At 60.9% G+C, this 12,313-nt stretch carries 13 protein-coding genes; 4 read left to right on the top strand and 9 right to left on the bottom strand.

Annotation, left to right across the window (positions count from 1 at the left end):
• The 4 genes from E0T84_RS21245 to E0T84_RS21235 form a co-directional block, all read right to left on the bottom strand.
• Entirely contained in the window at window positions 1-399 is a 399-nt protein-coding gene (locus E0T84_RS21245) for a hypothetical protein (protein ID WP_064925316.1), read from the bottom strand.
• On the bottom strand, window positions 396-563 hold the full coding sequence (locus E0T84_RS31895) for a hypothetical protein (RefSeq protein WP_165608873.1): 168 nt from the start codon (window positions 561-563) through the stop codon (window positions 396-398). Before E0T84_RS31895 ends, E0T84_RS21245 begins: the two co-directional genes overlap by 4 nt.
• A gap of 686 nt (window positions 564-1,249) precedes the next feature.
• The gene (locus E0T84_RS21240; protein ID WP_064925318.1) at window positions 1,250-1,822 is read right to left on the bottom strand and encodes a hypothetical protein; all 573 of its coding nucleotides are present in this window, start codon (window positions 1,820-1,822) and stop codon (window positions 1,250-1,252) included.
• 814 nt (window positions 1,823-2,636) lie between these two features.
• Window positions 2,637-3,185, bottom strand: a complete 549-nt coding sequence (locus E0T84_RS21235; protein ID WP_131813055.1) for a hypothetical protein — start codon at window positions 3,183-3,185, stop codon at window positions 2,637-2,639.
• 495 nt (window positions 3,186-3,680) lie between these two features.
• Between E0T84_RS21235 and E0T84_RS21230 the strand changes: the two genes are divergently transcribed.
• Window positions 3,681-4,508, top strand: coding sequence for a helix-turn-helix domain-containing protein (locus E0T84_RS21230; RefSeq protein WP_327083137.1), 828 nt, complete (start codon window positions 3,681-3,683; stop codon window positions 4,506-4,508).
• A 64-nt stretch (window positions 4,509-4,572) separates the two neighbouring features.
• Entirely contained in the window at window positions 4,573-5,034 is a 462-nt protein-coding gene (locus E0T84_RS21225) for a helix-turn-helix domain-containing protein (protein ID WP_064925322.1), read from the top strand.
• Window positions 5,035-5,131: 97 nt separating this feature from the next.
• Here E0T84_RS21225 and E0T84_RS21220 read toward each other — a convergent pair whose 3' ends face one another.
• The 5 genes from E0T84_RS21220 to E0T84_RS21200 are packed head-to-tail and all read right to left on the bottom strand — an operon-like array spanning window position 5,132 to window position 9,595.
• Window positions 5,132-5,941 carry a GntR family transcriptional regulator gene (locus tag E0T84_RS21220; protein ID WP_081285471.1) on the bottom strand — a complete coding sequence of 270 codons (810 nt, stop codon included), beginning with the start codon at window positions 5,939-5,941 and terminating at the stop codon, window positions 5,132-5,134.
• A 52-nt stretch (window positions 5,942-5,993) separates the two neighbouring features.
• Window positions 5,994-6,461 (bottom strand): NUDIX hydrolase, encoded by a 468-nt coding sequence (locus E0T84_RS21215; protein ID WP_371726189.1) that lies wholly within the window; start codon window positions 6,459-6,461, stop codon window positions 5,994-5,996.
• A 13-nt stretch (window positions 6,462-6,474) separates the two neighbouring features.
• Window positions 6,475-8,511 (bottom strand): type IV secretion system DNA-binding domain-containing protein, encoded by a 2,037-nt coding sequence (locus tag E0T84_RS21210; RefSeq protein ID WP_064925325.1) that lies wholly within the window; start codon window positions 8,509-8,511, stop codon window positions 6,475-6,477.
• The gene (locus E0T84_RS21205) at window positions 8,508-9,209 is read right to left on the bottom strand and encodes a hypothetical protein (RefSeq protein WP_138745445.1); all 702 of its coding nucleotides are present in this window, start codon (window positions 9,207-9,209) and stop codon (window positions 8,508-8,510) included. Before E0T84_RS21205 ends, E0T84_RS21210 begins: the two co-directional genes overlap by 4 nt.
• Window positions 9,206-9,595, bottom strand: a complete 390-nt coding sequence (locus E0T84_RS21200) for a hypothetical protein (protein WP_138745444.1) — start codon at window positions 9,593-9,595, stop codon at window positions 9,206-9,208. The genes E0T84_RS21205 and E0T84_RS21200 overlap by 4 nt, the downstream gene beginning before the upstream one ends.
• Before the next feature lie 205 nt (window positions 9,596-9,800).
• Between E0T84_RS21200 and E0T84_RS21195 the strand changes: the two genes are divergently transcribed.
• Window positions 9,801-10,091: a hypothetical protein gene (locus E0T84_RS21195; protein ID WP_064925330.1), complete on the top strand. Its 291-nt coding sequence runs from the start codon at window positions 9,801-9,803 to the stop codon at window positions 10,089-10,091.
• Window positions 10,092-10,250: 159 nt separating this feature from the next.
• A complete protein-coding gene (locus E0T84_RS21190; RefSeq protein ID WP_131813056.1) occupies window positions 10,251-12,308 on the top strand; it encodes a hypothetical protein in 2,058 nt (685 codons plus the stop codon).
• Window positions 12,309-12,313 lie beyond the last annotated feature (5 nt).

Genomic DNA, 12,313 nt, shown 5'->3' with positions numbered 1-12,313 from the left:
CTAACTGGCCTGGTGCTGCTGATCGGACGACCGTGTGTGCTCGGCGGCGAGCAGAGCGGCTGCCAGAGCGTGTCCTTCGGCTGGCGACGGACCGTCGTCGTCCCAGTCATCGAGGTGGATGCTCACCTGCTTCCAGCGGTCGAGGATGACCGACGACTCGCCAACGTCCCACACTGATTCCTGGAAATGGGAAAAGCTCGTTGGCTCAGGCAGTTTCACGACCGCGTACCCGGCAGCGGCGAGCGCCAACAGGTGCGCTTCGATCGCCGCATCGGCCATCGACAGGTAAACCGCTTGGATATGCTCGTGCAGTTCAGCCAGCGGTGCGGTCAACGGCATGTCTGTGTCCGCTTCGCGGATCGCCGCAGCGACCTTCTCGCGCCCGTCCTGCCTCGTCATCGGTAGTTCTCCGATGCGACATAGAACCCCACACCCGTGTCCGGATCGATCCACATGCACGGCTGGCCATCGGCGTTACCGTCCTCGAACTGGCACATCGGCAGAGTGGGCGCTGGGGTAGCCGACGGGCCGCCAAGCAGGGCAATGACAAGCAGAGTGAGCACAGTGCTGTCCTTCCGAAGAGATTTAGTGAGCGCCTGGTGTGCGCTGAATCAGCGTTACTGGGAACGAATTAGGGTGATCAGGTGTCACACCTGCCCACGAAAAGCTCTTCGCCACAGGGTCTGTGACGACAGCCCACCCGTGGCGGACATCATCGGGACGGTAGTGGCCGGCACTGCTCGAACCATCCGGTCGCCGTTGCAGGTCATAGCCGTTGACTGCCGCCGCGAACGACGCCTTGTCCCAATGCCCGTAGCCATAGACACCCCCACCGGAGTTGTCCTCGACTAGAGGAAGAATCCGCTCGGTGACATGGTCGATCAGTTGGAAATCCTCGGCTGTCAACGCCGGCCCAATCTGTGCACAAGACTCCGTCACGTTGTACTCCGACCACTGATACCGCCGGCGCCGGGGCTGTGCCGTACACCAGCCCCTGGCTCCAGACCAGCCTTCGGCACGGCCCGGTGCGGACGCCCAAGCCAGTCACTGAGTTCATCGTGTGCCCACCGCTGCGACTCATCGACAGAGCAGCTGCGTGGTGCGACGTCCTCGCGTGGGTAGTAGGTCACCGCGCCACCGCACACCGCGCACACATCGTGACGTTTCATCGGTTTGTGCGACGCAGTTCGGCGCCGGCCTCCCGCGTGAGCAACCGACCTGCTACCTGCGTTACGCACCGACGTTCTACTCATGCCGAGTCCCCGTGCCGTATCGGCACCACGCTCATCCGAACCGGCGCCATCGCAGCCACTGTGGCACTGCTCATTTCGGCGATGAACCGCACTGACATCCAAGCCACCCGGGCTGCCAGTTCACGAACAGGATCGTCAAATCGGACAGCGCTCCACAACGCGTCGTATTCACGCTTTAGGAACCCGAACCCCTCGTGGCTGGACGCCAGCATCCGGCCGTGCGGCCCCACCATCGAGCGCACTGCCTGCGCGTCCGCAACCGCAGTGCGGCCGCGTACACGCGCAGCGCCGGCGGGTTCGCACAGATCAGCAATGAAGCGGACAGCCATCGCGCCGACCTGGGCAGCCTCGGCCCTGGCCCGCCCAATGTGGTTCGCACGGACTTCGTCCCACAGGTCATCGACTTTCTCGCCCAAGACCGCGGCGCCCTCTTCGTACGACCGCCAGATGGTCGGATATTCCGCCAGGCTGCGCAGCCATTCGTCCCAGACCGCCAATTCGGCGTGACGGTAGGGCGCCTCGGGATCGCTGGCAGTGCATGCCGGTGCGATCAGATGTGGTGTCGTCATGCCGGCACCACCCAAGGGTTGATGTCGAACGCCCGCGTGCAGTCGCCGCAGACCTCGTCCCCGTGAATGCATGCTGCCCCGCAGATCATGCACCCGCCGGTGCACCCCCGGCAGGCGAAAACTCCCTCGACTCGCACCGGCTCAACCGGCGGCTTACCGCACATCGGGCACTCATCGAGCTTCGACGTCGACCGATTGGCAAGACTTATGACTGCCGCGTTGGTTGCGGGAACGGCATTGGAAGCGAAGTCAGCGCAGTTCAACGATGCTGATGGAACTTTTTGAGGCGTAACGCTTGATTCCGCTACCGACAAGCCTCTACCCTGAATATGACCGAGCAAGTCACACTCTCCTCTGTTTTCGGGGAGACCCTGGACGTAGAAGGTTGCAGCTTTACGTCCGGCCTGAGATGCCCCCCTCGTGGGGGCTTCTCTGGTTTTTGGCCAGAGGGTCTCTAATGTCTGGGAAGACTCCGCCCAGGCTCGGTCTGTTCGGGACCGACCAGGCGCAATCAGGAAGCAACGTCCACAGCCCCCTTTCCCCCGCTGCGCTCAGCAGCCCGTGATCGCGCCAGATGCAGAGCAGCCGAATCCGCAACTGCCCAATGAGTTCTGGCCTGCCCCTGATGGCGGATGCTTTGGACAGCGCCATCACGCCGCAACGCCCCAAGGCTTCGGTAAATCGGCTCGGAATGAATGCCGCCAAACCCCGCGTCGATCAAGCCAACTCGCAACTCTGCGATGGTCATCGCGCGACCAGCGGTCGACAAGATTTCGAGAACCACCGTTTGCAGCTGCCCACGCACCCCCCCGCCTCATGCTGCGTCTGACCTGCGTGTGCGGCGTGACTGTCGAGTGCGTGGCGCGCTACCACCAGTGGCAGCGATGTGCTCAAGCTTCTGGATGCGACGGCGATAGCGGCCCGCCCGGTCCCCCTCCACGAAATCTATTCCGGCCCAAAGGCCGATCAGCCTGTAGTCGCCATCGGCGTGCAACTTCAACGCTTCATTCGCGCACCACTGGCGAAACGGGCACTCGTTGCAGATCTCGACCAGATACGGATAGAACCTCGGCTCTGTCCACACATCCGGATCATCGGAGGCAACGCGGCACGGCGCCGGTCTGTCGGTATTGGGAACCAACATGCCGCCGTGCTCGGTGACGACCGCCGGGGCACTCACAGTCGAGCCCGGCGTATGCACCTCGTCGGGTGGGGCGCATTCATCGACCTTGGGCAGGTCCGCGTCGCGTTTTACCTGATCGTCCTCGAATAGGCACAACTGATCACGATGAGCCTCGGTCGCTGGAAACGTTAAAAGTCCAGCGGTTTTGCCTGTAGGTCGACCACTTTCCTCACCGTTCACGCTGATCCCCTGTCCCCGTTACCCGTGTCCACTTCGAAGGGGTGTCATCCACCCGCCCTACTAGTAAATATCAGTTTCGTATCAGTCCGTCAATGGAAACCAACCATGTCCACTGTGTCGAACCGACCCTGTGGAGTTGTTCACCCCCGCCGTCTGGAGACGTGTGGGCGTGCTCAGGGTAAGCACATCAATATCTACTAATCAAGCGCTAGAACAGAAAAGGTGACGGAGAGTAGATAACCGGCCGGTGCCCGTCGCTGAGCCCGGGGCGCGTTGTACGCAGGTAGATGGCTGATTCTCTGGTTTTCGCAATCAAAGAGATCTCATGCGTAAGATCAACAGAATCACGTTTAGAACGCATCTGAGGGGTTCGGGTAACGAGGAGTGGAGCCCGGTCTGCGAAGGTAACTGCAGGTAGATGAGAAATCTAGACCGAGAGGCTATCAACTTCCATTGGAATCGCTACATGAAAATCACGTTTACTCCGGGTCTGGCGTGTCGTCTAAGCGTGATATCGCTACAGAAAACGTGACTCGGTACGATTCCCCGCATGATGACCGCGTCGTCGAACCGCCTCGGCGTGCCTTGACGTTCAAAGACGCTGGCGAAGCTCTTCGGCGTTTGCGGACCCGCAGAGGGTGGACCCTCGATGAGATGGCTGCCATGACCGGGCTCGCCAAAATGTCGATTAGTCGCGTCGAGCGAGCCACCAAGGTGCCACGTCCCTCAACCATCACGCGACTCGAAAACGGTCTTGGCTGGAAACCCGGATCCTTCTATCGGTTGGCCGAGGCCGGCGACGATGACGCGGCGCTCGATGAGCTCGTGGACAGCTTCACTGCCGGATCAACCGAGGCTACGACCATGCTTCCGGTTCGCAGGATCAAGGGTTCTGACGTCCTGGTCGCTCACGTCGAAGCGACTATCGACATGGTTGACGCGCTCATCGACCAGCTGCCCCCACCGAGTAATTCAAGGTTCATGAGCACGGTCAATGCGGCGTTGGCCCAATGCGCCAAGGTGACGGTACTTACGGCGAGTTCCTGGCGGATGTCCGCTGTCACAGACAAAGAGATGACTACTCGTCTACTGCAGGCGGTCCACGATCTTGAAGCCAAGCGTCATCTTCTACTAGAGCGGATCCCAGATTCCACAGCCGCCCGTTTGGACGCCGCTTGCAGGCAAAGCGGACTTCCCGACGGTTTGATCAGCGTTCTGACCGGCCTTACTACGGACGAGATTTGGTCGGTTCGCTCAGGTGGGGCGGTGCCTGAAGGTGCAAACGCTCGCGTTGCGGCGTTCATCAAATCCCAGCTTGGGTAAGTCCGGCCCGGTCGCTGCGGTAGCATCAGTTTCCATTGTTGGCCGATGACGAAACTGTGGAGCCATGGATAGCAGCGAACCTGAGTCGATCGGTGAGCTGGATGGTTCAGATCTGGCGGCCAAGCTCAACAAACTCTTCGACACAATGCACCCCCGCGGAACAGCGCCAGTGTCGAACTACGCCGCGGCCAAGGGCATTGAAGAAAAGACCGGAGTAAGCATTACAGCGCAGTACCTCGGCCAGCTGCGTGCCGGTAAGAAGCGAAACCCCACGATGCAGCACCTGCGTGCTATCGCCGACTACTTCGGGATCTCAGCGAGCTATCTTCTCGAACCGGGGCCAAACGAAGATATCGAGTCCCAGCTTGAAGTACTTCGCGTCATGCGCGATGCCGGCGTGCGTGATATCGCATCTCGTGCTGCTGGACTGTCTCCCGAGGCATTAATCGGTGTCGCGGCGATCATCGACCGCGCCAGGGCGCTTGAACAGCTTCCGCCTGTGGCTCCCCCCGCTGGAACTGAATGAGCCTGAGACGTATGGGAAATATCCGATACAAGCCCCATAAATCCCATACGCCGTCGCCGTGCGGTGCCCAACACTCAACCGAGTTGTTCGACACGCTTTAGCCTGGAATGTCGTACACCAGCCGGTAGGAGTCTGCGGACATGACGGAGTCGCAAATCTCCAGGACCCGCTCTTTCGGTCCGGCTGAGAACGCTTTCCGCACAGTGCGAATGACCGGCTGACTCGACCCCACCGCAATCCTGTCCATCTCGTCGATCAACGGCAACCGCGCCTGCACGGTCTCCTGAAACCTTCCGATCTGATGACCGGACTCCTCCAGGCGCGCGTAGATCCCGCCGTCTCCGGTGTCCCGACTCATGATGGAGGTGCCCTCGGCAAGATCCAAGGGAATGTAGGACACCGACCACTGCAATGACTGACCTGCAATGACGTACTGGCGTGAGCGTCGAACGACCTTGCTGCCCAGCCAGTCTGAGTCGGCGTGATCAACCTGTTGGGCGAGCTCCGCGTCGAACATGACGATCGACACCTGGACTGCGTCCACGACCGGCGTGATGCCGGCTGACTTTGCATCGACCGCGTACGGACCCAATCCCTGCTCGCGGTACTTGCGATGTAAGCGGTTCGTGGCCAACCGGACAATCGGCGGAGCTTTGCGCACAAATGTGCCACTCCCCCGCCCTGAAGTAATGAGCCCTTCGTTGCTCAAGACCTTGAATGCATCACGCACTGTCAACCGACTCACTTTGTAATGGTCAGTCAATTCAATAACGGTGGGAAGTTGTTGCCCCGGACGGTAAATCCCGTCCATGATTGCTTTGCGTATGGCGTCGGCAACCTGGTGCTGTTTAGTCTTGCGCCCACCATCCTCGATAATTCGATGCGGAAGCCGAATAGCAGCACTCATGAAAATAATACTAACAGCCAAACATCGCGATATATCCGCTAATAAAATGCCGCTAAATCAGCGTAGTGCCGTCGTGGTAACGAATCACTGTCTCGCCGAGGGAGTTCACCGCGTCCTCGACGCGGATGCCGAACACCGGAGACATCCAGGACGCTGCTTCCTGCGCACGCACCCACCGCAAATCCTGGGTCTCTGCGCTCAGTCGAAGCTGCCCCGACAGTGCTGTGCAGTGAAAGACCAGCGCAACGACATGCGCTCGCATGTTGAGGTAGCAGCCGGTGAACAGGGTTGGCTCAACGACGAGCCCGGTCTCTTCGAGAACTTCGCGCGTAACTCCCTCAACGAAGGTCTCCCCGCGCTCCAGAATCCCCCCTGGCGGCTCCCAGTTCCCGTTGTCTGCACGCTGCGTGATCAGAACGTTGTCTCCATCGACAACGACACCGGCAACGCTGACCGAAAACCCGTTAGGTGCGCAGATGAAGGAATTCGCCAGGCCTGCGCCCAGATCCACAGTGCTCACACCAGTTCCCCTTCTAGATCTCCGCGACGAGTTTGCGTCGACGCCTCGTCGGTCGACACACATACCTGGGGCTGGCCGGATCGTATTTCTCCATATCGGGGCTGGGAACAATTTTTCCGCTCGAATCCCTTATGTCGAGAGCGACACGTTCCATGCGCTGAATCTCCTCAACGGTAAATAGGTCGAAATCGATATACCCGCAGTCAGGCTTACCGTTCTCTTCCGCTGTCACCTGAGCCTCAGATTTCTCGTCGATTTTGAACCACTGGCGAGTGTAGAGGCGCGGAACACGGTCAGAAACTTGTTCTTTAAAAGGCGCCCAATGCTTCTCGGTATCTGGCGGCAGTTTCGGATTGTTCCAATGCTCGCCGGGGCTGTAGCCGAGGTAACCCTGATATTCGGTGGCATCCGCGGCGCCCGTGTCAGGATGGACGGATGCGACCAGGCAGCGCCCTTTGTGCTTTGGGTCCATCGACTCGCGGATCATGCGCACCTTGGGCCGCACTGAATCTTCAAAGCCCTTGTCCACGGTCATGTCGTTGGGCTTGCCCAGCGAAATCGTCAAAGGGAGGTTGGAGCACCACACGCCTGGGACTGAGGTGTCGCGTGCATCCTGGGAAATGACCATGACATGGACCCGCAGTTCGCGACCGAGTGAGGTGATCTCGGTGACCATGTCTTCGATTGCCGCGGCGCCGTCCTTGCCGAGCGCGTTTCTCCATTTCATCCGCATGCCCTTGATCTCATCCATCACCAGCAGTACTGGTGTGAACGAGTTCCAGGTCTCGGGGTTGTCGATCTTGTCCTGCAGGGAGCCTTCCTGGCGTTCCTGCAGGATCTGGTACGCCAACACGATCGCTCCGACGTAGGCCATTCCGCGAGTTGTCGAACCGAGCCCTACAGCCACCGTCCCCGGGACAGGCAGGTTGTGATCCTCAGGGTGTGGCGCGAAGTAGCCGGCATAGTCAGCACCTTTGCCGTCGGCCAAGATCAGCATCCAACCCATCGCGCGGAACTGTTCGAGCCAACTGCGAATCGCAACAGACTTGCCCGCGCCGGTCTCGCCGATCACCTTGATATGAGCCATCGCCTCCATGCACACGCCGACAACGCCGCTGGCTGCTACGCCGAGCTTGACTTCCCATCCGATGTAGCGTTTGCGAGCCTCGGCGACCGAGGAGATCACCGGCCACATCGGGGAAAAGCACAGCTTCGGGATGCCAGATTTGCGTGACGCGCCGAAGGTGTCGCTGCGGGGGTCGAATCGGAATGTCCAAATACCCCCGGCGCCCTTGAGGAAGGTGGTCTGGAGTTTTTGCTGAACAGCGGTATCGGTGAGGAACCCTGGCTCAACACACCGGAAACCCCACGACACCAGCCTGTGCGCACCATTGCCACCGTTCTCGAACTCGGTTGCAGCGATATCGAGCGCCAGCTTGTACGGGAACTTGGCGGCGGCCAGCCGTATCAAGCGACGAAGGTCTTCGTGAAGTGCCCCGCGCTGGAGGAACTGCGGGGGCAGCGAAGCCAGATCTATCGGTTCGGCCAACCCCTCAAAATGCGCTTCGCTGATGCTGACATCTGCGCCGTCAGGCCCTGGCGGCGTCGGAACTCGTCGACCCGACTCGACAGCGAGCACCACAAAACCGAGCAGTACCAGCGGCACAGCGAAAGTCCTGCCCCAACCGAACTGCAACCCGACTCCCAGGCCTGCAGCGACGCTCGCGGCACCGAGGGTGTTGATGTGAACGTGAACCGCACGGGCACTTGCGAAGGTGCGCTGCGTGTGTTTGCGGCCGTCCTCGGTAGTGACCGTCTGCGTTTCGTATTCACTGATCGCGTGAGCCAGCACACACACCGCGGCCAGCGCAGCGGCATCCACCAGAAGCGTCTCGAGTGTCCACCCGACCGCCGGATACGACCACGGCAGGCTGAACAGATGGGTTTGGCCGGCAGGCGAGAGCATCCCGAACCGGCACCACAGCGACGAGAACGCGTTCGAGTAGCAACTGAGCACCCAAGCCCCGACCAGCCCGGCAATCGCAATCACGCGGCAACACCAAGCTTGCAACCCCAGCGCACAAGCCAAGGATTGATCAGCTGACCCACCGTCACCGAGGGGTCGTCGTCGGACTGGCCAACGACGACCGCAACGGCCGTGACGTCCCCGGTACCCGATACCGCCCACACAGGCCCGCCGGAATCGCCATGATCGACCGCGGCGCGAAACGCGACACGATCATCGCTGACCGCGACCAACGCTCCACAGCTGACACCAGTTTGCCCACCGCGCTTACAGACGCGGATGGGCGGATCATCCAGCAGGTCCTGGGCGGTCGAAACTCCCGCGGCGCTGATGCCATCGCGGGTGGACACGCTGTGGCCTAGATCGGTCGAGATGGCGACCGTCGCAATGTCGGTACCGTGGAGCACCGTGTCGTGTCCGGAATTGCGGGAATCAACCCAGCTGGCAGCCTCGTAGGCGTCGCCGGTCGCAGGATCGCGAACAGCGATTTCCGGCCCAGTGCGGCAGTGACCAGCAGTCAATGCCTGAAGCTGTCCCGTCGGCGAGACCACCAACCACCCGAGAGTGCACGTCGACTGAATCTGGGTGTCCCGGTTGACAACATAGATCGACACCCCAGGCTGTAGGCGCACACCCGGAGTGTCCGCCGTGCATACCGGTGCCAGCCCCACCCATGACGACATCGCCAGCGCCGCGGCGGTGAATGCCTTACGGAGCATCACCGCACCAAGCTCAAGATGTCCAACGGAGTTTTCCTGACCTCCTCAGGTGTGCTCAGCGCCAACTCGAAAGGATGCTCGTCAGGGCCAGCGCTGGTTGGCGCCGCGCCCGAGCTGGCCCTGGGAGCAGAGGCATGTCTGCCGGCGCTTCGGTTCTGCTGCTGCTTGCGGCGCTCGACGATACGGCGAGCCTGCTCATGGAACTCGTCGACCTCGGCGGGGCTGAGCACCTTAGCGCCGATCACCGCAGGTACCGAGACTGTGATCGACGAGAGCACGTCGACCGCGTCCACACGATCAGTGGTGGTGCCGAGCAACGCAACGTAGCCCTCGGTCCCGGCGGAGACCTCCCACTTCTCAGGCCACTCGAGCACATCGGTGACTTTCATCGCAGGCCTCGCCCCGATGCCAGCGTCCTTAGCCTTGCGGACAAACTCATCCACAACGACCGCAAAGTTCGGCATTGGCCCGCCAACGGGCCCGAGTTCCATCCGCACGAGGATCGGTTGCATGTCTTTACCACCTTTCTTTAAGCGGACTGATGACCTCTGGTGACTGTTACCCTAGTCGATATAAAGGATGAAAGGTCCGCTAATGGGAAGTCTGAATATCGCCGCCACGCGAGAAGTTATTGTCGCCTACGGACAATCATCGAGTGCGTGGGCGGCCAGCACAATCAACACTTGGCTGGGCGTGATCGTTGGCATTATTTTCCTCGTTGTCGCGGGCAATGTTATGCGTGATAAGCAAAAAGACGAATCAGATAAAGTGAAAGCGATTGCGTTGCTGGGTGTCGGGTCTGTAATTGTTGCTGGCGTCGTCATGATGTTCGTAAACAACAAATTTGGCGGCGCCGCCGGCCGCATCGGCGAAACTGTGAACTAAGCGGCTGAATTGTCGCAACTGACCACCGAATAACGCGAAAACACTCCGAGAGGCGCCAAGGCAATGACATCCCCGGCCGAACCTCCGTCACCGTCACCGTCGCCAGGTAATGGCTTGGCCGCCGCGGCTCAGGCGCCGACGGCAGCCACCCCGCCGACGTTGACTGCACGCACGCTGACCGAGCCGAATGCCATCGACATGAGCCAGGCGCTTCTGCTGCCCGGCACGGCGATGGGAGGCTACGCCGGCCTCGTCGCCGCAACGAAACGATCGCCGGCTCTTGAAGCAAAGCTGAGGGCTGCCCGATCAGAGTCCTACCTCGATCTGTTCCGAGCGACGAAAAAGGCTCCGAGCATGGCTGGTCGGCAAGCAGTCAGCAGGGGTGCTGCCGCAGCGGGCCGCGCGGTGGCCACGGCGGCTGCAAAAGAGGCCCCGCGAGCATTCGCCAAGGCCGGAATGATGACCCTCGGACGCGTCGCGCTGGCGCCGCTGCCCGTAGTGGGAACGGTGGTGCTCGCAGCTACATGGCTGTTTGACAAGGACAGCCGCAGTCTCGTCAACGGGCTGATCTCCTGCATCGGCGGTGTGGGATTTCCCCCTGACGGAGATGCGCCGCCCAGTCCTCCGCGCACGCAGTTTCTGCCACTGACCGCCGACGGCAACCGCGATCCTCAGATCGAGAAAATCGATCAAGGCATGACCCAGACCAACTCGGCGGCATTCAACTACCCTCCAGACGACGTCTGGCCGTCCAGTCCAACGATCGAGACGACGCCGGACTTCAAGGCCACGGTATCTGCGATTAACAAGCTCGGACCTAAGGCAAGCTCAATCGCCGACTCAATCAGAAACCTTTCGAATTCGCTTACGGCAGACTCGTCCGGAAACTTGGTGTCGTCAATTCCGGGGAAACTCGGACCATTGGCCGATGCATTAGATGAATACCGAGACACGGTCGCTCCTGGTGCGGCGTCCGCCGTCAATGGGGTTACAACGAAAGCGAACGAATTCTATCAAAAATTCCGCGAAATAAACAATGGCAACCGCGCGGAAATTGCAAACAGCACTAGCGGGCTCATCCCTTTCACAGCGAATCATGTCAACGTTGCGAAAATGGACGACAGTATCGTTTCGGCGAAAGCCGCCGCGGGGGAAATAACCAAGCACAATGCAGGGGTCTCCGCCGCGTTCTCGAACTGGTCGGTTCCCACCACCGCACCCAACGGCGCTGGCACTACCACCCCGGTGTCATCGGTCAACCGCACCGGCCCGTCTGCACAGCCTTCCCCTGCCGCACCCTCGGCCGCTGAGCCTGCGCCGACTGCCGCAGTGCCGCAAACACCAACTAATGGCGATACGAAATCACCGTTGGACGGCCTGCTGTCGTCGATTCCCCCGTTGTCGGCGCCGAGCATTCCCGGTGGTGGGGGCATGCCGATGCCCTCGATTCCCCCCATGCCCTCGGCAGGGCCGATGACACCGGACGCCGGCATGAACCCGATGGCCGACCAACAGCCCCTCGACGACCACAAAGACCCCGAAGACAAAGACCCCAAGGACAAGACCGACAACGGCGGAGACGACCACAAGGGAGACAACCCCGACGATCCCCAGAACCACACCGACACGCTCGCCGCAGTTCCCGGAACGCCAGGAGCTCCTCCCGCCGCAGCGACACCACCACCAGGCGCCGATCGGACAGTCCGCATCGGCAACAAGGACTACGTGTTCGATTCTGCTCGGATGGCTGCGGCGATCAGGCAAAGCGTGGAAGCGGCTCAATCAGGGCCGGGCATCCCGATCACCCAGTCCCTTGCGGACAATGGCTACACCATTCCCCCGGTCGGCCAACCGATCGGCCAGTCGGTCGACTCCATCACTAAGGCCGAGCCCGGCGCGGTGATCGTCAGCAACAACGGCGCCGACATGGCCTACTACCTCGGAAACGGTGAAGCCGTCAACGAACAAGGTGAAACCAAGCCCGTTGACGAGGTCATCAACCCCGTGGGCCCCAACGACGGAATCTTTCAAATGCCCGAACCAGGAACGCCTGTAGTGGACCCGACCGCTTCACCGGTCGGTCAAGGAGCACTCTCCAGTTCACCGCCCTCGGTCGGAACCGCAGACATCCCACCAGTCACCGAATCCGGTGAGCCACAAGGCCAGACAACTCCCAACACGGTGAGTCAGCCATTCCCGCAACCGCACCGCCAGTGACCATT

This window comes from Mycobacterium sp. DBP42 (genome assembly GCF_005924235.1).
GTDB lineage: Bacteria > Actinomycetota > Actinomycetes > Mycobacteriales > Mycobacteriaceae > Mycobacterium > Mycobacterium syngnathidarum.
This window is presented reverse-complemented; position numbering and strand designations above follow the sequence as displayed.

Coding starts and splice junctions, on each gene's coding strand:
- E0T84_RS21245 (WP_064925316.1), bottom strand. CDS start 399: ATGACGAGGCAGGACGGGCGCGAGAAGGTCGCTGCGGCGATCCGCGAA.
- E0T84_RS21240 (WP_064925318.1), bottom strand. CDS start 1,822: ATGACGACACCACATCTGATCGCACCGGCATGCACTGCCAGCGATCCC.
- E0T84_RS21225 (WP_064925322.1), top strand. CDS start 4,573: ATGGATAGCAGCGAACCTGAGTCGATCGGTGAGCTGGATGGTTCAGAT.
- E0T84_RS21220 (WP_081285471.1), bottom strand. CDS start 5,941: ATGAGTGCTGCTATTCGGCTTCCGCATCGAATTATCGAGGATGGTGGG.
- E0T84_RS21200 (WP_138745444.1), bottom strand. CDS start 9,595: ATGAAAGTCACCGATGTGCTCGAGTGGCCTGAGAAGTGGGAGGTCTCC.
- E0T84_RS21195 (WP_064925330.1), top strand. CDS start 9,801: ATGGGAAGTCTGAATATCGCCGCCACGCGAGAAGTTATTGTCGCCTAC.